This window comes from Streptomyces sp. NPDC059002 (assembly GCF_042740435.1).
Lineage (GTDB): Bacteria > Actinomycetota > Actinomycetes > Streptomycetales > Streptomycetaceae > Streptomyces.
On record NZ_JBHYJI010000008.1, the window covers coordinates 1 to 24,389 of the forward strand.

Here is a 24,389-nt window from a genome sequence, read left to right on the forward strand (position 1 = left end):
GGTCGGCGCGAGCCTGACCTCCGGAGCGGTCATCTGCGAGATCAAGGACTGACCCGCGCTGAACCACTCGCCGGGGCCGGGCTGGATCATCCAGCCCGGCCCCGGCGGCGTATCAAGCCCGTCCGGCGCTTGAGGACGAACTCGGCGGAGCCGGTGATCGGCGCCGGCCCCGGAGCGGAGCGCCATGCAACCGTCCCCGACCCCACCGCGTCCTACCCCCACGTAGAGCCGAAGACCACGGGGGGACTTCAGTGACACGCACGGGGGACGTACTCTGCCTGCCGCTCGCCGCAGGCGCCATCGCGAGCTCCGCCTGGTACGCGGCGAACGCCGCACCGGGCGACCGCTACGAAGCGGGACTGATCCTGGGCCTGGCCACGGCCCTCACCGTGGCCCTGCTGCGCCGCTTCACCACCCTGCCGCTGGGCAGGCGCCGCCCTTACACCTTCGCCCTGCCGCTGCCCGCGCCCGACTGGCGCGCGCCGCTGCCGGATCCACGGGGCGATCCCGAAGCGCTGCGTGCGCACGCCGAGGAGCGTGCCGCACTCCTGAGCGACGCGTCGGCACTCGGCGGCAGCCTGCGCGACACCTGCTCGCTCACCCCGCCGCTGCGCACGGAGCTGATGTCGTTCGCGACGACCGCGTCGATCCAGGCGAGCAACTCGGTGATCCCGCCGGTCTTCGAGGGACCGCAGAGCCCCGACCCGGCGTACGACGCGGCGCACGCCCTCGGCGAGCTGGTCGCGGTCGTCGAGTTCAGCCGCATCGGGATGCGGGCCCTGGAGGCGCTGGTGACGGAGCGGCCGCTGCGGCCCGACCCGCCCTGCTACTTCAACCCGCTGCACACGCGCGGGCACGCGCGCGTGGCGCCGCCGGTCGTCCTGGAGGGCGCCGTGGAAGTGGCCGCCTGCGACGCCTGCGCACGGGAGCCCGCTCCGCTCCTGGTGCCTTCGGCGGCAGGCCCCGTGCCGTACTACGAGAGCGACGCCGTGGATGTGCGCTGGCGGCTGCTCGGCTACGGCGCGGTGGTGCCGGACAACGGGGCGACGATGATCGCCACGGCGCGCGACGGCATCCGGCCGGGCGCCAAGAGGCAGCGGACGAAGGTGAGTTGACGATGATCATGGGGGATGTGGCCGCGGGCGTACTGAGCGGACTCGTCGTGGGAACCGGTGTCACCTACCCGCTGGTGCTCTGGCTGGCACGGAACCTGCGCGGCGGCACCCTGCCGCCACACCGCCGCGAGCGCAGGGCCCGCACGGAGCTGAACGCGTTCTTCGGCCACCGGGCGTCCTGACCGGGGCGCCGATCGGCCCGGCCGAGCAGTGGCATCCTTGAGGGACGCGTACGTTCACGAAGGGTGCGGCGATGACGACCGGCACGGGACAGCAGGCGAGAGCGCCGCAGGAGTCCGCGCGCGCCATGCGGGCCGACGCGCGCCGCAACTACGAGCGGCTGCTCGCCGAGGCGCGCACCGCCTTCGCCGAGCACGGCACGGGGGCGTCCCTGGAGGACGTGGCGCGCCGGGCGGGCGTCGGCATCGGCACGCTCTACCGGCACTTCCCGAACCGGCACGCGCTGATGAGCGCGGTCTGGGAGGACGCGGTCAGCGATCTGCTCGCGCGCTCGCACGCACTGCTCGACGACCCGCAGCCGTGCTCCGCGCTGGTGGCCTGGCTGCGTGCCATCGTCACTCATGCGGGTGAGTATCGCGGCCTGTCGAGCGCGCTCATGTCGGCGTCGCACGACGACAGTTCGGCCCTCGCGCGGTGCAGCAAGCCGATGCGCGAGGCGGGCTCGACGCTGCTCGCCCGCGCGCAGGAGGCGGGGGCCGTGCGGCCCGACGTCTCCATCTCCGACCTGCTCCAGCTGACCAACGCGATCTCGCTGGCGGCCGAAGAGACCCCGGACGACCCGGAGTTGGCCGACCGCCTGCTGATGCTGACCCTGCGGGGGCTGAAGGCGGACGGGCAGGCGACGGCGTAGCACCCGCCGTCCCGCACGGCGGCATCACTCACCGTCGCGACCGCCCGCGCCCCGCGCCCGCCCCCGGCAGCTCCCGCCCGGAGGGTCAGCGGCGACGCAGGTCGGCGACCCGCGCGGACCGCTCACCGGGCGGCTGCTCCCCGAGAAGCGCACTGCGCAACTGCTGGCCAGGGCCCGCCCCGTGATTGCGACGCTGACCCGGAAGGGGCACGTCCCGGCGCGGCTGGCGCCCCGCCGGGACGGAATCGGCACCGGGCCCTGCGTTAGGGCTTGCGGCGGATCCGCCCGCCACCGCGATCTGCACGCCCTGGTCCGCCAGGGCCTGCAGTTCCGTGGCCGCCCGGTCGTCGTGCGCCGGCGGCTCGTCCGTGACCAGGCGCGTGATGACGTCCGTCGGCACCGTCTGGAACATCGTGTCGGTACCGAGCTTGGTGTGGTCGGCGAGGACCACGACCTCGGCCGCCGCCTGGACCAGGGCGCGGTCCACGCTCGCGGAGAGCATGTTGGACGTGGAGAGGCCGCGCTCGGCGGTCAGACCACTGCCCGAGAGGAAGGCCCTGGAGACCCGCAGCCCCTGGAGGGACTGCTCGGCCCCGCTGCCCACGAGCGCGTAGTTGGAGCCGCGCAGGGTGCCGCCGGTCATGACGACTTCGACCCGGTTGGCATGCGCCAACGCCTGTGCCACCAGCAGGGAGTTGGTGACGACGGTCAGACCGGGCACCCGCGCGAGCCGTCGGGCCAGCTCCTGCGTGGTCGTACCCGCCCCGACGACGATGGCTTCGCCCTCTTCGACGAGACCCGCCGCGAGATCGGCGATGGCCGTCTTCTCGGCGGTCGCGAGATGTGATTTCTGCGGAAAGCCGGACTCCCGCGTGAATCCGCCCGGCAATACCGCACCGCCATGTCGGCGGTCGAGGAGTCCTTCTGCCTCCAGCGCGCGCACGTCCCGCCGTACGGTCACTTCGGAGGTCTGGACGACGCGGGCGAGCTCACGGAGCGATACCGCTCCGTTGGCCCGCACCATTTCGAGGATCAATTGGCGACGTTCTGCAGCGAACACGAAACTGACAGTAACCCCAACGACCGTCTGCTTTCAGCAGTTTGCGCCGAATTACAGAAGTTGTTCGCACGGCAGGGCGGGAAGTGGTATAGGTGCCTACTCACTCCGCCTATGCCCCACGAATGGGCGACAACAGTGCGTGACCTGCGAAGAGTTGATTCAGGCCGCCGTTCGGATCAGCTCTCGCCGGCCGTCTTCCGGGTGTGAAGTTGACGCGCCACCTCGGCGATCGACCCCGAAAGCGATGGGTACACGGTGAACGCATTCGCGATCTGCTCGACCGTCAGATTGTTGTCGACCGCGATCGAGATGGGATGGATCAGTTCCGAAGCGCGCGGCGCGACGACCACTCCGCCGACCACGATGCCCGTACCCGGACGGCAGAAGATCTTGACGAAGCCGTCGCGGATGCCCTGCATCTTCGCGCGCGGGTTGCGCAGGAGCGGCAGCTTCACCACGCGCGCGTCGATCTTGCCCGCGTCGACGTCGGCCTGGCTGTAGCCGACGGTCGCGATCTCCGGGTCGGTGAAGACGTTCGACGAGACGGTCTTCAGGTTCAGCGGCGTCACCGCGTCGCCCAGGAAGTGGTACATCGCGATGCGCCCCTGCATGGCGGCGACGGAGGCCAGCGCGAAGATCCCGGTCACGTCACCGGCGGCGTACACACCGGGGGCGGACGTGCGCGACACCTTGTCGGTCCAGATGTGCCCCGAGTCCTTCAGCCGGACCCCGGCCTCCTCCAGACCCATGCCGCTGCTGTTCGGGATGGCGCCGACCGCCATCAGGCAGTGCGTGCCGGAGATGACGCGCCCGTCGGCGAGCGTGACCTCGACCCGGTCGCCCACCCGCTTGGCGGAGGCGGCGCGCGAACGGGACATGACGTTCATGCCGCGCCGCCGGAAGACGTCCTCCAGGACGGCGGCGGCGTCCGGGTCCTCGCCGGGCAGCACGCGGTCACGGCTGGACACGAGGGTCACGTTCGACCCGAGGGCCTGGTAGGCACCGGCGAACTCGGCACCCGTCACACCGGAACCCACCACGATGAGCTCCTCGGGCAGCTCATCCAGGTCGTACACCTGCGTCCAGTTCAGGATCCGCTCGCCGTCGGGCTGCGCGTCGGGCACCTCACGCGGGTGGCCGCCGGTCGCGATCAGCACGGCGTCGGCGACGAGGGTCTCCTCGCTGCCGTCGGCGGCGCGCACCACGACCTTCCGCGACCCGTCGATGTCCTGCTGGCCCTCGAGACGGCCGCGGCCGCGCAGCACGCGCGCGCCCGCACGCGTGACGGACGCGGTGATGTCGTGGGACTGCGCGAGCGCGAGGCGCTTCACACGGCGGTTGACCTTGCCGAGGTCCACGCCGACCACGCGCGCGGGGGTGTCGATGTGCGGAGTGTCGTCCGCGACGATGATCCCCAGCTCCTCGTACGAAGAGTCGAAGGTGGTCATCACCTCGGCCGTCGCGATCAGAGTCTTCGACGGAACGCAGTCGGTGAGCACCGACGCCCCGCCCAGACCGTCGCAGTCGACGACGGTCACCTCCGCGCCGAGCTGGGCCGCCACGAGGGCCGCCTCGTATCCGCCGGGTCCGCCGCCAATGATCACGATCCGAGTCACGTAACTCATTGTCCCGCACGCTTCAAGCAGCTTCGCCCCGGGGCCCTCCGTCCGTGGCGCCGCCCCCTCTGTTACGGGAGAGGCCCAGGTCTCGCTGTCGTACCCTCGACCACATGTCGCTCTACGCCGCGTACGCCGGCAATCTGGATCCGCGGCTCATGTCACGCCGCGCCCCGCACTCACCGCTGCGCGCGACCGGCTGGCTGAACGGCTGGCGGCTCACCTTCGGCGGGGAGCACATGGGTTGGGAGGGCGCGCTGGCGACGATCGTCGAGGCGCCGCGCTCCCAGGTCTTCGTCACGCTCTACGACATCGCCCCCATGGACGAGGACTCCATGGACCGCTGGGAAGGCGTGGGCCTGGACATCTACCGCCGCATGCGGGTCCGCGTGCACACCCTGGAGGGCGAGGAGCCGGCGTGGGTGTACGTCCTGAACGGGTACGAGGGGGGACTGCCGTCCGCGCGGTACCTGGGGGAACTCGCCGACGCGGCGGAGTCGGCGGGGGCGCCGCACGACTACGTGATGGAACTCAGGAAGCGCCCCTGCTAGCCGGGAGCTCCGGCTGCCGTCCTCCCACCGCTCCGCGTCGGGGTTCCCACTGCCCGCCCAAACCCCGCGACGCACGTCACCCCCCTCACCCCCTCCCCCTCGTCGGAAACGACAAGACAACGATCGCAATCCCGTAAGCATCGTCATCTACGCGCGTAGGCCGTGACCGGCTACCCTCATCGGCGTGAACGCTTCAGTTATTCCGGACGACATCCAGGGCGACCCCTACGCCGCCGCCGACGCCGCCGCCGCGCGCCTGCGCGAGCTGACGGGCGCCGAGACCCACGACGTCGCCCTCGTGATGGGCTCCGGCTGGGCACCGGCCGTCGACGCGCTCGGCGCCCCCGAGGCCGAGTTCCCCGTCACCGAGCTGCCCGGCTTCCCGCCGCCGGCCGTCGAGGGCCACGGCGGACGCATCCGCTCCTTCAAGGTCGGCGACAAGCGCACGCTGGTCTTCCTGGGCCGCACCCACTACTACGAAGGCCGTGGCGTCGCCGCCGTCGCGCACGGCGTCCGCACCGCCGTGGCCGCGGGCTGCAAGACCATCGTGCTGACCAACGGCTGCGGCGGCCTCCGCGAGGGCATGCGCCCCGGCCAGCCGGTGCTGATCAGCGACCACCTCAACCTCACCGCGACGTCCCCGATCGTCGGCGCGAACTTCGTCGACCTGACGGACCTGTACTCGCCGCGACTCCGGGCGCTCTGCAAGGAGGTCGACCCGACCCTCGAGGAAGGCGTCTACGCGCAGTTCCCCGGCCCGCACTACGAGACCCCGGCGGAGATCCGCATGGCCCGCACCATCGGTGCGGACCTGGTCGGCATGTCCACCGTCCTCGAGGCGATCGCCGCGCGCGAGGCGGGCGCGGAGGTGCTCGGCATCTCCCTCGTCACGAACCTCGCCGCGGGCATGACGGGTGAGCCCCTGAACCACGAGGAAGTCCTCCAGGCGGGCCGCGACAGCGCGACGCGCATGGGCGAACTCCTCGGCAAGGTGCTCGGCCGCCTCTGACGTTCCCTGGCGGGGGCGCCTCGGACGGCTGCCCCCGCCTGCCCCCGCCTGCGCCGGGCTCACGCCTCCGTCAGCGGCCCCCGGCACCGTGCGCTGTGCCCACCCTTCCCCAAGCTCTCGGCTTCGCTCGAGCAGGGGAGACCCCACTCGCCCAGCGGCACGACTGCCCACAGTGGGACGAACCCGCAGTCGCAAGCGCTCGCGAGGGGACGTGGGGGTATGTGCGCACGGAGCACCTTGACCCACGCTGACGGCAAACACTGACGGAGGCGTCAACCACGGGATAGCGAGTACGCACATACCCCCGCGGCCCCGCCCCACAACAGACGCTCAGGCGAAGACCGACGACAGACGGACGAGAGGCTGACCAAGACCGTGCAGGACAACTCTGAACTCATCGCGCGCGCCAAGACGTGGCTCGCCGAGGACCCGGACCCCGAGACCCGCGAAGAGCTCGCCAAGCTCATCGACGCCGAGGACACCGCCGAGCTGACCGCACGTTTCGCCGGCACCCTCCAGTTCGGCACCGCCGGCCTCCGGGGCGAACTCGGCGCGGGCCCCATGCGCATGAACCGCTCCGTGGTCATCCGCGCCGCGGCGGGCCTCGCCGCGTACCTCAAGTCCAAGGGCCGGACGGACGGCCTCGTCGTGGTGGGCTACGACGCCCGCTACAAGTCGGAGGACTTCGCCCGCGACACCGCCGCCGTGATGACGGGCGCCGGCCTCCGCGCGGCCGTCCTCCCCCGCCCCCTCCCGACCCCCGTGCTCGCCTTCGCCATAAGGCACCTCGGCGCGGTCGCGGGCGTAGAGGTGACGGCCAGCCACAACCCCCCGCGCGACAACGGCTACAAGGTCTACCTCGGCGACGGCTCCCAGATCGTGCCGCCCGCCGACGCGGAGATCGCCGCCGAGATCGACGCGATCGCGAGCCTCGACGACGTGCCCCGCCCCGAGACCGGCTGGGAAACCCTCGCGGACGACGTCCTGGAGGCCTACCTGGCGCGTACGGACGCCGTCCTGGCCCCGGGCTCCCCCCGCACCGCCCGAGCCGTCTACACGGCGATGCACGGCGTCGGCAAGGACACCCTCCTCGCGGCGTTCGACCGCGCGGGCTTCCCCGCCCCGGTGCTCGTCGCCGAACAGGCCGAGCCGGACCCGGACTTCCCGACGGTCGCGTTCCCGAACCCGGAGGAGCCGGGCGCGATGGACCTGGCCTTCGCGACGGCGGCCCGCACCACCCCCGCCCCCGACCTGATCATCGCGAACGACCCGGACGCGGACCGCTGCGCCGCGGCCGTCAAGGACGGCGCGGACTGGCGGATGCTCAGGGGCGACGAGGTGGGCGCCCTGCTCGCGGCGCACCTCGTCAGCCGGGGCGCCCGCGGCACCTTCGCCGAGTCGATCGTCTCCTCGTCCCTGCTCGGCCGGATCGCGGAGAAGGCGGGACTCGCGTACGAGGAGACCCTGACCGGCTTCAAGTGGATCGCCCGCGTGGACGGCCTGCGGTACGGCTACGAAGAGGCGCTCGGCTACTGCGTGGACCCCGAGGGCGTACGCGACAAGGACGGCATCACGGCCGCGCTCCTGCTCACCGAGCTCGCGTCCGAGCTGAAGGAGCGGGGCCGCACGTTCCTGGACCTGCTCGACGACCTGGCGGTGGAGCACGGGCTGCACGCCACCGACCAGCTGTCGGTCCGCGTGGAGGACCTGTCCGTGATCGCGGACGCGATGCGCCGCCTGCGCGAGCAGCCGCCGACGGAGCTCGCGGGCCTGCCCGTGACGCGCGCGGAGGACCTGACGCGCGGCACGGCCACGCTCCCGCCGACGGACGGCCTGCGCTACACGCTCGACGGCGCGCGCGTCATCGTGCGCCCGAGCGGCACGGAGCCGAAGCTCAAGTGCTACCTGGAGGTGGTGGTCCCGGTGGCGGAGAAGCCGGAGCTGCCCGCGGCCCGCGCGAAGGCGGCGGAGCTGCTCGCGGCGATCAAGCGTGACCTCTCGGCGGCGGCGGGGATCTGACGGAACACCCCCAGCCGTAGCCACCCACCCGAGTGGTTCCACTACGGCAGCTGACGCAGTGATCCGGTGCGCTGCCGGTCCCCCAGGAAGGGTCGACCGGTAGCGCACGATCACGTTCCGGGAGCTGCCGCAGTGCCGTACGGACCGACCTCCTCGACCGCCGCCCCGTCCCGGGTCCCGGCATCCCGGCGCCCCCGCAACGCCGCCCACCCGCCCCCGGGCGTCCGCGACCGCGCGGCCCGCGCCCTGCGCCACGCCTCCCCCGCGCTCCTCGCGTACGCGGCCGTGCGCGCCCTGGGCCTGCTGGTGTTCGCCGCGTGGGCGCACCGCGAGCACCGCGGGGTCCGGCATCTCCTGATGGAGTCGTGGGACTGCGACTGGTATCTGAAGATCGCCGAGCACGGCTACGCGCACACGCTCGGCACCCACTTCGACGCGAACAACCTCGCGTTCTTCCCGCTGCTCCCCGCGCTGATCAGGGCGGGCGACGCGGTGGCGCCCGGCCTGCCGCGGGGCGCGGTCGGCCTGGGGATCGCGCTGGTCTGCTCGTTCCTCGCGGCGTGGGGGATCTTCGCGGTGGGCGACCGGCTGTACGGCCGCAGGGCGGGGGTCGTGCTCGCCGTGCTGTGGGGCAGCCTGCCGGTCGCGCTGGTGCAGTGGATGGGCTACACCGAGTCCCTCTTCACGGCGCTCACGGCGTGGTCGCTGTACGCGGTGCTCACCGGACGCTGGCTGTGGGCGGGCTCCCTGGCGGCGCTGGCGGGCCTCACGCGCCCCACGGGGGTGGCCCTCGCGGCGGCGGTGTCGGTGACGGCGCTGCTCTCCCTGCGCCGCGCCCCCTTCTCCGTGCGCACGCTCCTGGGCGCGTGCCTCGCGCCGCTGGGCTGGCTCGCGTACGTCGGGTGGGTGGGGCTCAGACTCGGCCGCTGGGACGGCTACTTCGCCGTACAGAAGCTGTGGCACAACGAGTGGGACGGCGGGGTCGAGACGCTCCGCCGGATGCACGCGCTGTTCGTGATCGAGCGGCCGCAGCTGTTCCTCGCGATGGTGACGGCGGTGCTGCTCGGCTCGGTGGTGCTCTACGCGCTCTCGGCGGCCGACCGCCAGCCGCTCCCGCTGCTGCTGTTCACCGGCCTGCTCCTGCTGATCGTGCTCGGCAGCAGCGGCGTCTACTTCCCGCGGGCCCGCTTCCTGCTGCCCGGCTTCCCGCTGCTGCTGCCGCTCGCGCTGGCACTGGCGCGCGCGAGGACGCATGTGATGGTGACGCTCCTCGCCGCGGCGGCACTCGGCTCCGCGGCGTTCGGCGGCCACATGCTCCTGGCCTGGCTGGGCCCTCCGTAGAAGAGCCCGGAACCACCTGAGCCCTCCGTAGAAGAGCCCGGGACCTCAGGTCACCGCGAGCAGCACCGCGAGCAGCACGGCCCCCGCGAGGCACGGCGCGATGATCTCGTACGCCCAGCGCACCACCGGCTCGCCCTGCGCGGTCTCGGCGTCGGCCTGCCGCTCGGCGAGTTCGCGGAGCTCGTCCATGGACTGGTCGCCGGTGGAGCGTGCGGGCGGCGCGGTCGGGTCGAGGAAGGGGCGGCCGCCCGTCGGGTCGCCGGACGCGGCGGCCTGCGACTGCCTGCGCGCCGCCTTCTTGCGGCCGCGCAGCGAGACGGGGATCGCCCACATCTGGTACTTGGTGCCGCCGTTGGTGAGGACCTCGTTCGAGTACCCGGAGCGGAGCGTGGCGACGGACGCCCACGGCAGCGTGATGCTCCGGAAGGGGTTGCGGATGCGCAGCCGGTCGTCGTTGGCGTAGACGGCGGGCCGCACCGTGTACGCGACGACCAGCGGCACCGCGAGCAGCAGTCCGGCGAGCGCGAGCCACGGGGTGCGGCCCTCGCCGCGGATGACGGCGTCGATGCCGAGCCAGGCGCCCAGGGCGAGCAGCAGGACGCCGCCGGCGATACCGGCCGGGGACCGGAAGGTGCGGTCCTGGTACGCGGGCTCCGCCACGGGGTTCTGAGGGTCGCTCATACCCTGATTCTGCCTGAAGCCCCGCCCGGGGCCCCGGCCCCCACCCCTGTACAGCAGCTACGCGCGTAGATATGCTCCCCTCGTGACCATGCCCACTGCATTCGCTGACGTGACCGCGTCCGACAGCACGCTCCGCCGCTTCCTTCACGGGCTGCCCGGCGTCGACGCGGTCGGCCTGGAGGCGCGTGCCGCCTCGCTCGGTACCCGTTCGATCAAGACCACGGCCAAGGCGTACGCCATCGACCTGGCCATCTCGATGATCGACCTGACGACGCTGGAGGGCGCCGACACCCCGGGCAAGGTCCGGGCGCTCGGCGCGAAGGCCGTCAACCCGGACCCGACCGACCGCACGACTCCGCGCACCGCGGCCGTCTGCGTCTATCCGGACATGGTCGCCACCGCCAAGGAGGCCGTCGCGGGCAGCGGCGTCAAGGTCGCCTCCGTCGCGACCGCGTTCCCCGCGGGCCGCGCCGCCCTCGACGTGAAGCTCGGTGACGTGCGCGAGGCCGTGGCCGCCGGTGCCGACGAGATCGACATGGTCATCGACCGGGGCGCGTTCCTCTCCGGCGACTACATGACGGTGTTCGAGCAGATCCGCGCCGTGAAGGAGGCCTGCGGGACGGCCCGCCTGAAGGTCATCTTCGAGACCGGCGAACTCTCGACGTACGACAACATCAAGCGCGCCAGCTGGATCGGCATGATCGCGGGCGCCGACTTCATCAAGACGTCGACCGGCAAGGTCGGGGTCAACGCCACCCCAGCCAACACGCTCCTGATGCTGGAGGCGGTCCGCGACTTCCGCGCGCAGACCGGGGTACAGATCGGGGTGAAGCCGGCGGGCGGCATCCGCTCGACCAAGGACGCGGTGAAGTTCCTCGTCCTGGTGAACGAGACCGCGGGGCCCGACTGGCTGGACAACCACTGGTTCCGCTTCGGCGCCTCGTCGCTCCTCAACGACCTGCTGATGCAGCGCCAGAAGCTGGCCACCGGCCGCTACTCCGGCCCCGACTACGTCACGGTGGACTGACCCATGACTTTCGAGTACGCACCCGCGCCCGAGTCCCGCTCGGTCGTCGACATCGCCCCGTCGTACGGCCTGTTCATCGACGGCGAGTTCACTGAGGCCGCCGACGGCAAGGTCTTCAAGACGGTCTCCCCGTCCTCCGAAGAGGTCCTCTCCGAAGTCGCGCAGGCCTCCTCCGAAGACGTCGACCGCGCGGTGAAGGCCGCCCGCAAGGCGTTCGAGAAGTGGTCGGCCCTGCCGGGCGCCGAGCGCGCCAAGTACCTCTTCCGGATCGCCCGGATCATCCAGGAGCGCAGCCGCGAACTGGCCGTCCTGGAGACCCTCGACAACGGAAAGCCCATCAAGGAGACGCGCGACGCCGACCTCCCCCTGGTCGCCGCGCACTTCTTCTACTACGCGGGCTGGGCCGACAAGCTCGACCACGCGGGGTACGGCCCCAACCCGGCGCCGCTGGGCGTCGCGGGCCAGGTCATCCCCTGGAACTTCCCGCTCCTGATGCTGGCCTGGAAGATCGCCCCGGCGCTCGCGACGGGCAACACGGTCGTCCTGAAGCCCGCCGAGACCACTCCCCTGAGCGCCCTGTTCTTCGCGGACATCTGCCGCCAGGCGGGCCTGCCCAAGGGCGTCGTCAACATCCTTCCCGGGTACGGCGACGCGGGCGCGGCCCTGACCGCACACCCCGACGTGAACAAGGTCGCCTTCACCGGCTCGACCGCCGTCGGCAAGGCGATCGCCCGCCAGGTCGCGGGCACCGACAAGAAGGTCACGCTCGAACTGGGCGGCAAGGGCGCGAACATCGTCTTCGACGACGCCCCCATCGACCAGGCCGTCGAGGGCATCGTCACGGGCATCTTCTTCAACCAGGGCCAGGTCTGCTGCGCCGGTTCGCGGCTGCTCGTCCAGGAGTCGATCCAGGACGAGCTGCTCGACAGCCTCAAGCGGCGCCTGTCCACGCTCCGCCTGGGCGACCCGCTCGACAAGAACACCGACATCGGCGCGATCAACTCCGCCGAGCAGCTGGCCCGCATCACCGCGCTCGCCGAGACCGGCGAGGCGGAGGGCGCCGAGCGCTGGTCCCCCGCCTGCGAACTGCCCACCTCCGGCTACTGGTTCGCGCCGACGCTCTTCACGAACGTGACGCAGGCGCACACCATCGCCCGCGACGAGATCTTCGGCCCGGTCCTCTCGGTGCTCTCCTTCCGCACGCCGGACGAGGCGGTCGCCAAGGCGAACAACTCGCAGTACGGCCTGTCGGCGGGCATCTGGACGGAGAAGGGCTCGCGGATCCTCGCGGTCGCGAACAAGCTCAGGGCGGGCGTCGTCTGGGCCAACACATTCAACAAGTTCGACCCGACCTCGCCGTTCGGCGGTTACAAGGAGTCGGGCTTCGGCCGCGAGGGCGGTCGGCACGGGCTGGAGGCGTACCTCGATGTCTGACCGTAACGAGCGTCTGAGCGTCTTCAAGACCTACAAGCTGTACGTCGGGGGCAAGTTCCCCCGCAGCGAGAGCGGCCGGGTGTACGAGGTGACGGACTCCAAGGGCACGTGGCTGGCCAACGCCCCGCTGTCGTCCCGCAAGGACGCGCGTGACGCCGTCGTGGCGGCGCGCAAGGCGCAGGGCGGCTGGGCGGGCGCGACCGCGTACAACCGCGGGCAGGTCCTCTACCGCGTCGCCGAGATGCTGGAGGGCCGCCGCGAGCAGTTCGTCCGCGAAGTGGCGGACGCCGAGGGCATCTCCAAGTCCAAGGCCGCGGCGCAGGTCGACGCGGCGATCGACCGCTGGGTCTGGTACGCGGGCTGGACGGACAAGATCGCCCAGGTCGTCGGCGGGGCGAACCCCGTCGCGGGCCCGTTCTTCAACCTGTCGACGCCGGAGCCGACGGGCGTGGTCACGGTCGTCGCGCCCCAGGAGTCGTCGTTCCTGGGTCTGGTCTCGGTGCTCGCCCCGGTGATCGCGACGGGCAACACGGCCGTGGTCATCGCCTCCGAGAAGTCCCCGCTGCCCGCGCTCTCGCTGGGCGAGGTCCTCGCGACGTCCGACGTGCCCGGCGGTGTGGTCAACATCCTCACCGGCAGGACGGCCGAGATCGCGACGCCGCTCGCCGCGCACCAGGACGTCAACGCGATCGACCTGACGGGCGCGGACGCGGACCTGGCCCGCGACCTGGAGATCGCGGCGGCCGACAACCTCAAGCGCGTGCTCCGTCCACAGCCTGTGGACTTCGCGGCCGACCCCGGCACGCACCGACTGACGGCCTTCCTTGAGACCAAGACGGTGTGGCACCCGACGGGGTCGCTGGGGGCATCGGGCTCCGCCTACTGAGCCTGCCGCCCCACGCCGTCGGGCGCCTGCGGGTGTGCCGTGGCTGGGCGCGCAGTTCCCCGCGCCCCTTCGGGGCGCGCCGAAGCCCCGGTCTCCTCCGTCCAGGAGGCCGGGGCTTCGTCATGCCCGGGGTTCCAGGCCCAGCCTTACCCCGATGCCGTCCAGGACACAGTCCAGCCCCGTCTCGAACTGCCAGGTGGCGTCGTCCTTGCGGCCCGCCGCGAGGGCGTAGCGCCGGTAGGCCGGGTAACGGCCGGTCTCCATCAGGTACCGCATCTGCGGCGCGAGCCCGCGGCGCGTCTCGTCGCCGCTGGTCCAGCCGTTGTCCTCCATGTACTGGCGCAGCGCCACCTCCGACTGGCCGACGCCGTGCACATAGGCGCCGACGGTGCGGAAGGCCACCATGATCGTGTCGGCGTCGAGGCCGTGGTGCTCCAGGGCCGCCAACTGCCGTTCGGCCACGGCCATCCGGTTCGGCGTCAGGGCGAAGTGCGGTGTGGGGAGCTGGGCGAGCCAGGGGTGCGCCAGCATCAGCCGGCGGCTGCCGACGGCGTACGCGCGCAGCACCTCGCGCCAGCCCGTCACGTCCTCGGGGACGACGACCTCGGCCGTGACCCGGTCGACCATCAGCGCCCACAGGTCGTCCTTGCCGGAGACATGGCGGTACGCGGCCATGGGTGCGACGCCGAGTTCGGTGGCGAGGCGGCGCATGGTGACGGCCGCGAAGCCCTCGGCGTCGGCGATCCGCACCGCGACCTCCGCGATCTTCCGTGGCGTCAGCGCGGCACGCTGCGTGGCTGCCGGGCGCTCCATGCGTTCCCAGAGCGAGACCTCGGGCTCGCCCTTCTTCTGTGTGGCCATGCGTACACCGTATCCGCTGTAGACGCCGTACACATCGATGTGTACGTTGTACGCCAGAGATACGCCGTACACATCCGGCTGTACGCATCCAGCCGCACGCACTCCAGGGGGCACCCATGTCCGCAGCCACCGCGACCCCGGCCGCACTCCGCGTCGCCGTGCTCGTCGGCTCCACCCGCGAGGGCCGCTTCGCGCCCGTCGTCACCGAGTGGATCAAGGGGCACATCGACCGGCGCGACGACATGCACCTCGACGTCGTCGACCTGGCCGAGACCCCGCTGCCCACCGTCCTCCCGGCCTTCGGACAGCCACCGGCTCCCGGCACCGAGGAGGCCCTCGCCCTGGTCTCACCGCGCCTGGCGGCGGCCGACGCGTTCGTGTTCATCACCCCGGAGTACAACCACAGCTTCCCGGCCCCGCTGAAGAACGCCGTCGACTGGCACAACACGCAGTGGCACGCCAAGCCGATCGGCTTCGTCTCCTACGGCGGCATCTCGGGCGGCCTGCGCGCGGTCGAACAACTCCGCCTGGTCATGGCCGAGTTGAACGCGACAACCATCCGCAACACGGTCAGCCTGCACAACGCCTGGAGCCTGTTCGACGAGGACCGGGCGATGAAGGCCCCGGAGAGCGACGCCGCCGCCAAGCAGATGCTCGACCAACTCGCCTGGTGGGCAAGGGCGTTGCGCGCCGCGAGGACCACCCACCCGTACGCCGCCTGACGCCGCGCCACACCTCTTGGGGGAGCCATGAAACAGCGTACGGACGAAGCGGCACCGCCCGCCGCGACCACCGGGACCGACGGCACGGAACCGGCACCGCCCTCCCGCCTCGCCATCCTCGGCCTGCTGCTCGGCATCATCCTGGCGACGCTCGACGGCACGATCGTCGGCACCGCCCTCCCGACGATCGTCGGCGACCTCGGCGGCCTCGACCGCTTCTCCTGGGTGGTGACGGCCTATCTGCTCACCACCGCCGTCACCACCCCGATCTGGGGCAAGGTCGGCGACCTGTACGGCCGCAAGGGCAGCTATCTGACCTCGATCGTGGTCTTCCTCGTCGGGTCCGTGCTCTGCGGACTCGCCCAGGACATGGGGCAGTTGATCGCGTTCCGCGCCCTCCAGGGGCTCGGCGCGGGCGGCCTGTTCGTGGGCGCGCTCTCCCTCATCGGGACACTGCTCCCGCCCGCGCAGGCGGGACGGTCGCAGTCGATGATCGGCGTACTGCTGCCCGCCGCCATGATCGGCGGACCGCTGCTCGGCGGCTTCCTCACCGACCGGCTCGACTGGCGCTGGGTCTTCTACGTCAACGTGCCCGTCGGCGCCGCGGCCCTCCTGATCGTCGGCCTGCTGATCCGGCTGCCCCGCACCCGCAGCACGGCCCGCATCGACTACGCGGGAGCCGCACTCCTGACCGCGGGCATCCTGGCGCTCACGCTGCTCGGCACCTGGGCAGGCACGACGTACGACTGGATCTCCCCGCAGACCGGGGGCCTCGCCCTGGCCGCCGCGGCCGCGCTCGCCGCCTTCGTCCGCGTGGAGCGGCGCGCGCCCGAACCGGTCATCCCGCCGCGCCTGTTCCGCGACCGCAACTTCACGCTCGCCCAGATCCTCACCTTCCTCGCGGGCGCGGCGATGCTGGGAGCGGCGAGCTATCTGCCGCAGTACATGCAGTTCGTCCGCGGCATGTCATCGACGGAGAGCGGTCTGCTGCTGCTCCCGCTGATGCTCGGCATGATGGGCACACAGCTGTACATCGGCCGCGCGGTCGGCGACGGCGGCGGATACCGCGCGTACCCGATCGCCGGGGGCGCGGTCGCCACGATGGGTGCCCTCGCCCTGCTCGTGGCGGACGTGGACACCGCCACGGCCGTGCCCTCCGCGCTCGCCCTCGTGCTCGGCGCGGGCCTCGGCTGTCTGATGCAGCCCGCGCTGCTGATCACCATGAACAGCGCGGAGCCGCGCGACATGGGCGCGGCAAGCGGCACGACCACGCTGCTGCGAACCATCGGCGGTTCGCTGGGCGTCGCCGTGCTCGGCTCGGTCTACACGGGTCGCGTGAACAACGCGCTCGCGGACGGGCAGACTTTCCGTGCGGGTGTCACGGAGGGGCTGCACGGCGTCCTCATCGGCACGGCGGTGGTCTGCGTCGTGACGTTCGGGGTGGCCTTGCTGATCCGCGAGGTGCCGCTGCGGGCAAGCGTCAGCCCCTCCGGCGATTGAGGCATTCGGGTGCGGCTCCGTCGGGGCTGGGCGCGCAGTTCCCCGCGCCCCTGACGGGGCGCCCCGGACTCAGCCCGGGAGCAGGCCCGCCGCGGGGCCCACCAGCGGCATGTCCTCCAGGGAGCCGCCCTCGGCGAGGGGACCGGTGGCGGCCGCCGTGCTCACCGGCTTGAAGTCCGCGATCTGGGTGCCGAGCGAGTTGTCGAGCGGGTCGACGCCGGTGCCGGCCAGCGGGTCGAGCTGCAGGGTCTTCGCGGGGGCGAGCCCGCCCGCCGTAGAGCGGTGCACCGCCTCCGTCAGGGCCTGCCCCGGCGTCGCCGCGTCGAAGTCGCCCACCGGCGTGGAGAATCCGACCGTCTGCGTCGTGGCGAGCGGCTCCACCGCGCTCGCGGTCGCGGCGCCGCCCGCGAGTGCGGCGCCCGCCGCAGTGACGGTCAGGCCCGCGCGCAGCAGGGCGCGGGAGCCGGGACGCGGTGACGTGGGTGCTGCGTGTCGTGCCATGGGTACCGCCCATATCCGTGCGTAGTGAGTAATCGACCGCGCACGTAGCGTAGTTGAGGCGGGCCCGGCGGCCAACGGCCGACCCGCGCTCAGACCAGCTTGGGCAGCAGCAGCTCGGCGTCGGCCGTCGAGAGCTCGATCCCGAAGACATCGGCGAGCACCACCGGCACCTCCGCCGCCGCCAGCTCACGGAACTCCGGCTTCGGCACGTCCGGCCTGACCGTGGCCAGCGTCCGGTTGTCGAGCAGATGCAGCCGGTCCGGGTGCACGCGCTGCACGAAGAGCCGGTCGCTGAAGGGCGAGTACGGGCTCGACGAACCGAAGTGGTTCGACACCCGCAGGTCGGCGGGGTACTGCGGGTTGAGCGTGAAGGTGTGCCGGACCATCCACCCGTCGCCGGTGTTGTCGACCTGTCCTTCGCCCTCGCGCACCGGCTGGTACAGCGCCCACCCGTCGGCACCGGGCGTGACCTCCTGGCGCCGCAGCCGGTACGCCCAGCTGCCGTCCGTCGTGTCCGTCGCGTCCGTCAGCTCGATGGGCTCCAGCGGGCTGGCCCCGAACCCGATGTCGCTCAGCCAGCGCCTGCCGTCGAGCTCCACCAGGGTCATGGCGTGCGACTCGGGCCTGACCTTGGCCGTCTCGCCCATCTGGACCCGGCCCTGGAGCACGGAGAACCGGAAACCGAGGCGCTCGAGGGCCGCCGCGTAGAGGGTGACGTGTTCGTAGCAGGTGCCGCCGCGCGGGCTGCCGACCAGCTTGGCCTGCACGGACTCCAGGTCGAGCGGCCGCTTCTTGCGCAGCACCGCCTCCAGGTTCTCCCAGCGCACGGAGAGCACATGGGCCCGGTGCAGGGCGCGCAGCGTCGCGTACGAGGGCGACCGGTCCCCCTCGTATCCGATGTGCGCCAGATAGGCGTCGAGGTCGAGTGCGTCGCCGTTCCACATGAGGAAGGTCCCCCTGGTCATCGCGTCAGCTGCGGGAAGGTGTACGACGTTGGGAGCGATCTTGCCCGCGGCGCTATTCCGTACCGGCCCTCGGTCCTTGGTCCTCGGGCCGGGGACCTACGCGTCCCTGTCCGGTCCTGCCGGTGGCGCGGGACCTGGCGGCACGGCACCCTTGCGTCTCGGTTGATAATGGTCGACGTTCCGGACAACTCACCAGGGGAGAAGGGTCACCGTTTTGGGCTCCCACCCGCCGATACCCACGCGCGTCGTGCTGCTCACCGGCCCCTCGGGTTCGGGCAAGTCCTCCTTCGCCGCCCGCTCCGGGCTGCCCGTCCTGTGCCTGGACGACTTCTACAAGGAGGGCGACGACCCCACGCTGCCGCAGGTCCCCGGCAGCTCGGACATCGACTGGGACTCCCCGCGCTCCTGGGACACGGATGTGGCGCTCGCCGCCATCGAGGAGCTGTGCCGCACGGGACGCACGCGCGTTCCCGTGTACGACATCGCCACCAGCTCGCGGGTCGGGCAGGAGGCGCTCGACATCGAGCGCACGCCGCTCTTCATCGCCGAGGGGATCTTCGCGGCGGACATCGTGGCCCGGTGCAGGGAGATCGGCGTGCTCGCCGACGCGATCTGTCTGCGCGGCAGGCCCGCCACCACGTTCCGGCGGCGGCTCCTGCGGGATCTTCGGGAGGGCCGCAAGTCCGTGCCGTTCCTGCTGCGGCGCGGCTGGCGCCTGATGCGTGCGGAACGCGCCATCGTGGCCCGGCAGACCGCCCTCGGCGCGCACCCCTGCGGCAAGGACGAGGCCCTCGGCAGGGTCGCCGCCGCGGCGGCGGGACGCTGCGTCAAGGCCCGCGCCGACGCGGCCTGACCCCGACGGCACGCGAGAGGCGAGCGGGAAAAGCAGAAGGACCGGAAAGACCCCCCGGCCTTCCGGTCCCGCTGCGTTTTCCCCCGTACTTCCCCCGTGCCACCGCCGCGTCCCCCCAGGAGCGGCGGCCCCCGTACTTCCCCCGTGGGCCCTCCTGCGGCTGACGCCGCGGGCCCCGATCCTCAGGCCACCAGCTCGCCGAAGGACTCCTCCTGGTCACGGCCGAAGCTGAGGACCTCGTCCTCGCGCAGCCGGCGGAGCGACCGCCAGATGCTGGACTTCACCGTGCCCACGCTGATGTCGAGGATGTCCGCGATCTCCGGGTCGGTGCGGCCCTCGTAGTAACGGAGGACCAGCATCGTGCGCTGGAGTTCGGGCAGCCGGGCCAGGGCCTGCCACAGCACGGCGCGCAGCTCGGTGCCGCGCATCGCGTCCGTGTCGCCCACCGTCTCCGGCAGTTCCTCGGTCGGGTACTCGTTCAGCTTGCGGCGGCGCCACGCGCTGATGTGCAGATTGGTCATGGTGCGGCGGAGGTAGCCCCCGACCGCGGCCTTGTCGCTGATCCTGTCCCAGGCCCGGTACGTCGAGAAGAGGGCGCTCTGCAGCAGGTCCTCGGCCTCGAAGCGGTCACCGGTCAAGTGATAGGCGGTGGCGTACAGGGAGGCGCGGCGCTCCTGGACGTAGGCGGTGAACTCCGCCTCCGACAGGGACTTCCGCTCCCCCGTGTCCTCCCCGTACGCAGCTCCCCCGTCGGTTCCCGCGGGAACCACGTTTCCCCCGTGTCCCCCCTGGAAGGCGTCAACCACCGTCATGTACGTGGTGTGCTGACGCCCGGTGCCGCGAGCGCACCCCCGCCCGCTCACGGCACCGGACTTCTCAGAGCCCCGACCGACGTCGTGGAGACGCGTGACAACTGCGCTTGAGCTGGTGCTGTGCAGCGTATTCATCTCGCGCCCCCCGTCGGTGGAGTCCGGCTTGATCTGTCGTGCTTCGGTGCTTCTTGCGTGTGACCAAAACTCTGCCCGAGGCACTTCATGACGGTGTCCGCCGACTGTCACAGGCCTGTCACAGCGGTTCGCACCCCCTTTCGCGCGTGAGGGTCGGGTGTGGGAGCACTCCAGCAGTCGAACTGGGGCCGTGGCATGGGACAGAATGACGTCCGTGCCTTCCCTGTTGCTGATCGAGGACGACGACGCCATCCGGACGGCCCTGGAGCTTTCGCTGACGCGCCAGGGGCATCGGGTGGCCACTGCTGCCACCGGCGAGGACGGTCTGAAGCTGCTCAGTGAGCAGCGGCCCGACCTGATCGTGCTGGACGTGATGCTGCCCGGCATCGACGGGTTCGAGGTGTGCCGTCGCATCCGGCGCACCGACCAGTTGCCGATCATCCTGCTCACCGCGCGCAGTGACGACATCGATGTGGTCGTCGGTCTGGAGTCCGGTGCCGACGACTATGTGGTGAAGCCCGTGCAGGGGCGGGTGCTCGACGCCCGGATCCGCGCCGTCCTGCGGCGCGGTGAGCGCGAGGCCAATGACGCGGCGACGTTCGGTTCGCTCGTCATCGACCGCGCCGCGATGACCGTGACGAAGAACGGCGAGGACCTGCAGCTCACCCCGACCGAGCTGCGGCTGCTCCTCGAACTGAGCCGCAGGCCCGGACAGGCCCTGTCGCGCCAGCAGTTGCTGCGCCTGGTGTGGGAGCACGACTACCTGGGCGACTCGCGGCTCGTCGACGCGTGTGTGCAGCGGCTGCGCGCGAAGGTCGAGGACGTGCCGTCCTCGCCGACCCTGATCCGTACGGTGCGCGGCGTCGGTTATCGGCTGGACACCCCTCAGTGACCAAACCGCAGGACAAGCTCCGCGGTTGGGCCGCGGCGCGCAAGGCGATACTGGCGGGGCTGCGCTTCACCAGCCTGCGGCTCCGGCTCGTCGTGGTGTTCGGCCTGGTGGCGCTGACCGCCGCCGTCTCCGCGTCCGGCATCGCGTACTGGCTCAATCGTGAGGCCGTGCTCACCCGCGCCCAGGACGCGGCGCTCAAGGACTTCCGGCAGCAGATGCAGACGCGCGCCGGTGCGCTGCAGCCGCATCCCTCGCAGGAGGAACTGCAGTCCGCCGCCGGGCAGATGGCGACCAGCAGCCAGCGCTACAGCGTGCTCCTGGTCGCCGACAAGGAGCGCGGCGGGCGGATCGTCGGCTACTCCGACCTGGACGAGTTCACGCTCGCCAAGGTGCCGGTGTCGCTGCAGAAGGCGGTGAACAAGGAGCAGCCCGTCTCCTCCGGCAACAAGAGCACGTACCACCTGTACTGGCAGCGCACCGTCGACCACGGCACGCCCTATCTGGTGGGCGGCGCCAAGGTGAGCGGCGGCGGTCCCACCGGGTACATGCTCAAGTCCCTCGAACCCGAGGCGAAGGACCTGAGTTCGCTCGGCTGGTCCCTGGCCATCGCGACGGGGCTCGCCCTGATCGGCTCCGCGCTGCTCGCGCAGGCCGCCGCGACGACCGTGCTGAAACCCGTGCACCGTCTGGGGGTTGCCGCGCGGCGGCTCGGCGAGGGCAAGCTCGACACCCGGCTGCGGGTGTCGGGCACGGACGAACTCGCCGATCTCTCCCGGACGTTCAACCGCACCGCGGAGAGCCTGGAGAAGAAGGTCGCCGACATGAGCGCCCGCGACGAGGCGTCGCGCCGCTTCGTCGCCGACATGTCGCACGAGCTGCGCACCCCGCTGACCGCGATCACCGCGGTGACCGAGGTCCTGGAGGAGGAGCTCGACGCGGAGACCGGTTCGGTCGACCCGATGATCGAGCCCGCCGTACGTCTGGTGGTGAGCGAGACCCGGCGCCTGAACGACCTGGTGGAGAACCTCATGGAGGTCACCCGGTTCGACGCGGGCACGGCGCGGCTCGTCCTGGACGACGTCGACATCGCCGACCAGATCACCGCGTGCATCGACGCGCGCGCCTGGCTGGACGCGGTCGACCTGGACGCGGAGCGCGGCATCACGGTGCGGCTCGACCCGCGCCGCCTCGATGTGATCCTGGCGAATCTGATCGGCAACGCCCTCAAGCACGGCGGCTCCCCGGTGGCGGTGTCGGTGCGCCTGGAGGACGAGAAGCTGGTGATCTCCGTACGCGATCACGGCCCGGGCATCCCCGAGGACGTGCTGCCGCACGTCTTCGACCGCTTCTACAAGGCGAGCGCGTCCCGGCCGCGTTCGGAGGGCAGTGGTCTCGGTCTCTCCATCGCCCTGGAGAACGCGCACATCCACGGCGGCGAGATCACGGCCGCCAACTCGCCCGACGGTGGCGCCGTGTTCACGCTGTGGCTGCCGCGCGACACCGCGGAGGCCGAGGACGAACGGGCCGAAGGGGGCCAGGCATGAACGGGCGACGGATCCGCGGCGCGATCACCGGCGCGGTGCTCGCCGCCGCGCTCGCGGGGTGCGGGATCCGGTCGACGGAGGTGCCCACCGACTTCGGGCCCGCGCCGTCGCGGATGCCGTGCGTCCTTTCGAACTCGGCGCTGTCCCCGCAGGCGGGCAACGGCGTGCCCGTCCAGGTCTTCCTGGTGTGCGCGTCACAGCTGGTGACCGTCGACCGGAACGTGCAGATCCGCACGGACAAGGCGACCACCGACCGGGTGCGCATCGCGCAGACCCTCCTGGACGAGCTGGCCACGCCGCCCTCGGAGGCCGAGAAGGAGTCGGGTTTCGTCACGGACGTCCGCGCGGGCACCACCGTCGAAGGACCGGGCTCCGGCGACCCCGACGGCGCCCTCCGCTTCAGTACGCCGCCGGAGGACCTGTCGGCGTTCGCGCTCGCCCAGATCGTGTGCACGCTCGCGGACAGCGCGGCGGCGGACGACCACACGGTGATCATGGGCGGCCCCGCGGACGCGCCCCTGCGGCGCTACGAGTGCACGCAGGAGGTCCGCTCCCGGCCCGGCACCGTGGCGCCGCCCACACAGAGCGTGGACTCCTGACGCGGAACCGATCCTGCCGTTCCCGGCGTCTTGGGGGACGTGCGTCAAGGCTCGGGCGGCCGCATTGCCGCCATCCGCTTCCGTGCGGCGGGGGGATTCCTCCTCGTCGCACACCTCCTGCTCGTCGGGTGGATCACGCTGCGTCCGCTGGACGTGCCCTGGGTGAGTGCCGCGAATCTGCAGCCGCTCGCCGGGATCAAGGCGGATCTCGCGCTCGGCGGTGTGCAGGCGGCCCGCCGGATCGGCGAGGCTCTGCTGCTGCTCGCCCCGCTCGGCATACTGCTCCCGCTGGCGGGCGGCCGTGTCGTCGTCTCGCCGTGGGGCTCGCTGGTGCGTACGGTCGCCGCGGGGGCGCTGCTCTCGCTGGGGATCGAGCTGCTGCAGACCGGGGTGCCGGGGCAGGTCGTCGACATCGACTCGCTGCTCCTGAACACCCTCGGGGTGGCCCTCGCGCATCTCGCCGTCGTGCCCGCCGTCCGGGCCAGGCTCCGCCGTCGTACTGACCCGGAGCGGCTTCCCGCCCTCCCCCGGGAGGACACGTCTCAGGGTCCGACCCCGACGATTCCCAGGGTCGGTATCGCACCGTAGAGCGACGCTTTGCCCGCTTCGCGACCGTAGTTTTGAAGCATCGAGGCCGACGGAGAAGCCTCCCACCCACGGTTCGCGAAGGAGCCCGACATGACCGCCCTTGCCCGCCCCACCCACGGCCGGATGATCGGCGGAGTGTGCGCAGCCCTTGCCCGGCGCTTCGGCACCTCCGCGACGACGATGCGCGTGATCTTCGTGCTCTCCTGTCTGCTGCCGGGCCCGCAGTTCCTGCTGTACATCGCGCTGTGGATCCTGCTGCCCTCCGAGGACAAGGCCGCACGCCAGGCCTGGTGACGCACGCGAACAGCACGATGGGGCGCCCCTCGCGAAGAGGGGCGCCCCATCGGCGTACGTGCGCGCGAACGTCAGCCCATGCTGACCGGCAGACCGCCGCCGGCACCGCTGATCGGCAGGCTGCTGCTGCTCACCGGCAGGCCGCCGAGCAGGCCCGAGACCGGGTCGCCGGCGGGCTTGGGCCCGGCCTTGTCCCCGTTCGGCAGGACCGCGGGGGCGGTCTGGTCGATGGTGGGCTTGGCGGTGCTCAGACCACTGGCGAGGGCGTTCTGCCCGGCGGCCAGGGACTCGGGGGCACCGGCGGGCAGCGTCTTCGCGGCCTGCTCGAGCGGCAGCACGGAGGAGACGGTGCCCAGGGCAGCGGCGGCGTCCGGGACGGCGGGGGCGGCGTTCGCGGCACCGGCTCCGGCGGCGGCGAAAGCGGCACCGAGGGCGGCGACACCGAGGGTCTTGGCGGCTGACTGCTTCATCTTCAATGCGTCCTTGCGTCTTTGATGACGGGGCTTCGAGCGG

Annotated in this window: 26 protein-coding genes; 18 read left to right on the forward strand and 8 right to left on the reverse strand. The window is 71.9% G+C overall.

From position 1 onward, the window contains the following. The first annotated feature begins 251 nt into the window (after positions 1-251). From ACFWZ2_RS09805 to ACFWZ2_RS09815, 3 genes are all read left to right on the forward strand, one after another. Positions 252-1,115: a hypothetical protein gene (locus tag ACFWZ2_RS09805; protein ID WP_384544195.1), complete on the forward strand. Its 864-nt coding sequence runs from the start codon at positions 252-254 to the stop codon at positions 1,113-1,115. Between the two features lie 2 nt (positions 1,116-1,117). Beyond that, positions 1,118-1,297, forward strand: a complete 180-nt coding sequence (locus ACFWZ2_RS09810; protein ID WP_384544197.1) for a hypothetical protein — start codon at positions 1,118-1,120, stop codon at positions 1,295-1,297. A 71-nt stretch (positions 1,298-1,368) separates the two neighbouring features. Then, positions 1,369-1,986, forward strand: a complete 618-nt coding sequence (locus ACFWZ2_RS09815; RefSeq protein WP_384544199.1) for a TetR/AcrR family transcriptional regulator — start codon at positions 1,369-1,371, stop codon at positions 1,984-1,986. Between the two features lie 85 nt (positions 1,987-2,071). On the opposite strand, the gene ACFWZ2_RS09820 is transcribed toward ACFWZ2_RS09815, so the two are convergent. Together ACFWZ2_RS09820 and ACFWZ2_RS09825 are read right to left on the reverse strand one after the other, a co-directional pair. Then, complete coding sequence (locus ACFWZ2_RS09820; protein ID WP_384544201.1) at positions 2,072-3,046, reverse strand: DeoR/GlpR family DNA-binding transcription regulator; 975 nt, start codon at positions 3,044-3,046, stop codon at positions 2,072-2,074. A gap of 176 nt (positions 3,047-3,222) precedes the next feature. Continuing rightward, positions 3,223-4,671 (reverse strand): NAD(P)H-quinone dehydrogenase, encoded by a 1,449-nt coding sequence (locus tag ACFWZ2_RS09825; protein ID WP_384544203.1) that lies wholly within the window; start codon positions 4,669-4,671, stop codon positions 3,223-3,225. 104 nt (positions 4,672-4,775) lie between these two features. On the opposite strand from ACFWZ2_RS09825, the gene ACFWZ2_RS09830 reads away from it, so the two are divergent. The 4 genes from ACFWZ2_RS09830 to ACFWZ2_RS09845 all read left to right on the forward strand — a co-directional run bounded on the left by ACFWZ2_RS09830 (position 4,776) and on the right by ACFWZ2_RS09845 (position 9,582). Further along, complete coding sequence (locus tag ACFWZ2_RS09830) at positions 4,776-5,213, forward strand: gamma-glutamylcyclotransferase (RefSeq protein WP_361170463.1); 438 nt, start codon at positions 4,776-4,778, stop codon at positions 5,211-5,213. A gap of 184 nt (positions 5,214-5,397) precedes the next feature. Then, entirely contained in the window at positions 5,398-6,222 is an 825-nt protein-coding gene (locus tag ACFWZ2_RS09835; RefSeq protein ID WP_384544205.1) for a purine-nucleoside phosphorylase, read from the forward strand. Positions 6,223-6,597: 375 nt separating this feature from the next. After that, positions 6,598-8,241 (forward strand): phospho-sugar mutase, encoded by a 1,644-nt coding sequence (locus ACFWZ2_RS09840; protein WP_384544207.1) that lies wholly within the window; start codon positions 6,598-6,600, stop codon positions 8,239-8,241. A gap of 132 nt (positions 8,242-8,373) precedes the next feature. Further along, positions 8,374-9,582 carry a hypothetical protein gene (locus ACFWZ2_RS09845; protein ID WP_384544209.1) on the forward strand — a complete coding sequence of 403 codons (1,209 nt, stop codon included), beginning with the start codon at positions 8,374-8,376 and terminating at the stop codon, positions 9,580-9,582. 45 nt (positions 9,583-9,627) lie between these two features. Here the strand turns inward: ACFWZ2_RS09845 and ACFWZ2_RS09850 are convergent, their stop codons facing one another. Continuing rightward, positions 9,628-10,263 (reverse strand): PH domain-containing protein, encoded by a 636-nt coding sequence (locus ACFWZ2_RS09850; RefSeq protein WP_384544211.1) that lies wholly within the window; start codon positions 10,261-10,263, stop codon positions 9,628-9,630. Positions 10,264-10,351: 88 nt separating this feature from the next. On the opposite strand from ACFWZ2_RS09850, the gene deoC reads away from it, so the two are divergent. From deoC to ACFWZ2_RS09865, 3 genes are read left to right on the forward strand one after another with little or no spacing between them, the layout of a single operon-like run. Further along, on the forward strand, positions 10,352-11,290 hold the full coding sequence (gene deoC, locus ACFWZ2_RS09855) for a deoxyribose-phosphate aldolase (protein ID WP_384544213.1): 939 nt from the start codon (positions 10,352-10,354) through the stop codon (positions 11,288-11,290). A 3-nt stretch (positions 11,291-11,293) separates the two neighbouring features. Further along, positions 11,294-12,724, forward strand: coding sequence for an aldehyde dehydrogenase family protein (locus ACFWZ2_RS09860; RefSeq protein ID WP_384544215.1), 1,431 nt, complete (start codon positions 11,294-11,296; stop codon positions 12,722-12,724). Next, positions 12,717-13,610, forward strand: a complete 894-nt coding sequence (locus ACFWZ2_RS09865) for an aldehyde dehydrogenase family protein (RefSeq protein ID WP_384544217.1) — start codon at positions 12,717-12,719, stop codon at positions 13,608-13,610. Before ACFWZ2_RS09860 ends, ACFWZ2_RS09865 begins: the two co-directional genes overlap by 8 nt. A 120-nt stretch (positions 13,611-13,730) precedes the next feature. On the opposite strand, the gene ACFWZ2_RS09870 is transcribed toward ACFWZ2_RS09865, so the two are convergent. Beyond that, positions 13,731-14,471: a TetR/AcrR family transcriptional regulator gene (locus tag ACFWZ2_RS09870; RefSeq protein WP_384544219.1), complete on the reverse strand. Its 741-nt coding sequence runs from the start codon at positions 14,469-14,471 to the stop codon at positions 13,731-13,733. Positions 14,472-14,587: 116 nt separating this feature from the next. Between ACFWZ2_RS09870 and ACFWZ2_RS09875 the strand changes: the two genes are divergently transcribed. Together ACFWZ2_RS09875 and ACFWZ2_RS09880 are read left to right on the forward strand one after the other, a co-directional pair. Continuing rightward, entirely contained in the window at positions 14,588-15,193 is a 606-nt protein-coding gene (locus ACFWZ2_RS09875) for an NADPH-dependent FMN reductase (protein WP_384544221.1), read from the forward strand. 27 nt (positions 15,194-15,220) lie between these two features. Further along, a complete protein-coding gene (locus tag ACFWZ2_RS09880) occupies positions 15,221-16,693 on the forward strand; it encodes an MDR family MFS transporter (protein ID WP_384544223.1) in 1,473 nt (490 codons plus the stop codon). A 69-nt stretch (positions 16,694-16,762) separates the two neighbouring features. On the opposite strand, the gene ACFWZ2_RS09885 is transcribed toward ACFWZ2_RS09880, so the two are convergent. Both ACFWZ2_RS09885 and ACFWZ2_RS09890 read right to left on the reverse strand, forming a co-directional pair. Further along, positions 16,763-17,194, reverse strand: a complete 432-nt coding sequence (locus ACFWZ2_RS09885) for a hypothetical protein (RefSeq protein WP_384544225.1) — start codon at positions 17,192-17,194, stop codon at positions 16,763-16,765. Positions 17,195-17,283: 89 nt separating this feature from the next. Beyond that, positions 17,284-18,159: an arylamine N-acetyltransferase gene (locus ACFWZ2_RS09890; RefSeq protein WP_384544227.1), complete on the reverse strand. Its 876-nt coding sequence runs from the start codon at positions 18,157-18,159 to the stop codon at positions 17,284-17,286. A 214-nt stretch (positions 18,160-18,373) separates the two neighbouring features. Here ACFWZ2_RS09890 and ACFWZ2_RS09895 point away from each other — a divergent pair, with 214 nt between their 5' ends. Next, on the forward strand, positions 18,374-19,012 hold the full coding sequence (locus ACFWZ2_RS09895) for a uridine kinase (RefSeq protein WP_384544229.1): 639 nt from the start codon (positions 18,374-18,376) through the stop codon (positions 19,010-19,012). Between the two features lie 182 nt (positions 19,013-19,194). Here the strand turns inward: ACFWZ2_RS09895 and ACFWZ2_RS09900 are convergent, their stop codons facing one another. Continuing rightward, a complete protein-coding gene (locus ACFWZ2_RS09900; RefSeq protein ID WP_384544231.1) occupies positions 19,195-19,959 on the reverse strand; it encodes a SigE family RNA polymerase sigma factor in 765 nt (254 codons plus the stop codon). Between the two features lie 214 nt (positions 19,960-20,173). Here ACFWZ2_RS09900 and afsQ1 point away from each other — a divergent pair, with 214 nt between their 5' ends. The 5 genes from afsQ1 to ACFWZ2_RS09925 all read left to right on the forward strand — a co-directional run bounded on the left by afsQ1 (position 20,174) and on the right by ACFWZ2_RS09925 (position 23,876). Next, positions 20,174-20,851: a two-component system response regulator AfsQ1 gene (gene afsQ1 / locus ACFWZ2_RS09905; protein WP_030562528.1), complete on the forward strand. Its 678-nt coding sequence runs from the start codon at positions 20,174-20,176 to the stop codon at positions 20,849-20,851. Next, positions 20,848-22,395 (forward strand): ATP-binding protein, encoded by a 1,548-nt coding sequence (locus tag ACFWZ2_RS09910; RefSeq protein WP_384544234.1) that lies wholly within the window; start codon positions 20,848-20,850, stop codon positions 22,393-22,395. The genes afsQ1 and ACFWZ2_RS09910 overlap by 4 nt, the downstream gene beginning before the upstream one ends. Beyond that, positions 22,392-22,994, forward strand: coding sequence for a hypothetical protein (locus tag ACFWZ2_RS09915; RefSeq protein WP_384544236.1), 603 nt, complete (start codon positions 22,392-22,394; stop codon positions 22,992-22,994). Before ACFWZ2_RS09910 ends, ACFWZ2_RS09915 begins: the two co-directional genes overlap by 4 nt. 39 nt (positions 22,995-23,033) lie before the next feature. Further along, on the forward strand, positions 23,034-23,582 hold the full coding sequence (locus ACFWZ2_RS09920) for a VanZ family protein (RefSeq protein ID WP_384544238.1): 549 nt from the start codon (positions 23,034-23,036) through the stop codon (positions 23,580-23,582). A gap of 90 nt (positions 23,583-23,672) precedes the next feature. Continuing rightward, the gene (locus ACFWZ2_RS09925; protein ID WP_384544240.1) at positions 23,673-23,876 is read left to right on the forward strand and encodes a PspC domain-containing protein; all 204 of its coding nucleotides are present in this window, start codon (positions 23,673-23,675) and stop codon (positions 23,874-23,876) included. 71 nt (positions 23,877-23,947) lie between these two features. On the opposite strand, the gene ACFWZ2_RS09930 is transcribed toward ACFWZ2_RS09925, so the two are convergent. Next, positions 23,948-24,346 (reverse strand): ATP-binding protein, encoded by a 399-nt coding sequence (locus tag ACFWZ2_RS09930; RefSeq protein ID WP_384544242.1) that lies wholly within the window; start codon positions 24,344-24,346, stop codon positions 23,948-23,950. Between the last annotated feature and the right edge of the window lie 43 nt (positions 24,347-24,389).

Excerpts from the sequence above, each read along its gene's own strand:
- ACFWZ2_RS09810 (WP_384544197.1), top strand. The coding sequence starts at position 1,118 with ATGATCATGGGGGATGTGGCCGCGGGCGTACTGAGCGGACTCGTCGTG.
- ACFWZ2_RS09815 (WP_384544199.1), top strand. The coding sequence starts at position 1,369 with ATGACGACCGGCACGGGACAGCAGGCGAGAGCGCCGCAGGAGTCCGCG.
- ACFWZ2_RS09825 (WP_384544203.1), bottom strand. The coding sequence starts at position 4,671 with ATGAGTTACGTGACTCGGATCGTGATCATTGGCGGCGGACCCGGCGGA.
- ACFWZ2_RS09830 (WP_361170463.1), top strand. The coding sequence starts at position 4,776 with ATGTCGCTCTACGCCGCGTACGCCGGCAATCTGGATCCGCGGCTCATG.
- ACFWZ2_RS09850 (WP_384544211.1), bottom strand. The coding sequence starts at position 10,263 with ATGAGCGACCCTCAGAACCCCGTGGCGGAGCCCGCGTACCAGGACCGC.
- deoC (WP_384544213.1), top strand. The coding sequence starts at position 10,352 with ATGCCCACTGCATTCGCTGACGTGACCGCGTCCGACAGCACGCTCCGC.
- ACFWZ2_RS09860 (WP_384544215.1), top strand. The coding sequence starts at position 11,294 with ATGACTTTCGAGTACGCACCCGCGCCCGAGTCCCGCTCGGTCGTCGAC.
- ACFWZ2_RS09865 (WP_384544217.1), top strand. The coding sequence starts at position 12,717 with ATGTCTGACCGTAACGAGCGTCTGAGCGTCTTCAAGACCTACAAGCTG.
- ACFWZ2_RS09870 (WP_384544219.1), bottom strand. The coding sequence starts at position 14,471 with ATGGCCACACAGAAGAAGGGCGAGCCCGAGGTCTCGCTCTGGGAACGC.
- ACFWZ2_RS09875 (WP_384544221.1), top strand. The coding sequence starts at position 14,588 with ATGTCCGCAGCCACCGCGACCCCGGCCGCACTCCGCGTCGCCGTGCTC.
- ACFWZ2_RS09880 (WP_384544223.1), top strand. The coding sequence starts at position 15,221 with ATGAAACAGCGTACGGACGAAGCGGCACCGCCCGCCGCGACCACCGGG.
- ACFWZ2_RS09885 (WP_384544225.1), bottom strand. The coding sequence starts at position 17,194 with ATGGCACGACACGCAGCACCCACGTCACCGCGTCCCGGCTCCCGCGCC.
- ACFWZ2_RS09890 (WP_384544227.1), bottom strand. The coding sequence starts at position 18,159 with ATGACCAGGGGGACCTTCCTCATGTGGAACGGCGACGCACTCGACCTC.
- ACFWZ2_RS09900 (WP_384544231.1), bottom strand. The coding sequence starts at position 19,959 with ATGAATACGCTGCACAGCACCAGCTCAAGCGCAGTTGTCACGCGTCTC.
- ACFWZ2_RS09915 (WP_384544236.1), top strand. The coding sequence starts at position 22,392 with ATGAACGGGCGACGGATCCGCGGCGCGATCACCGGCGCGGTGCTCGCC.
- ACFWZ2_RS09925 (WP_384544240.1), top strand. The coding sequence starts at position 23,673 with ATGACCGCCCTTGCCCGCCCCACCCACGGCCGGATGATCGGCGGAGTG.
- ACFWZ2_RS09930 (WP_384544242.1), bottom strand. The coding sequence starts at position 24,346 with ATGAAGCAGTCAGCCGCCAAGACCCTCGGTGTCGCCGCCCTCGGTGCC.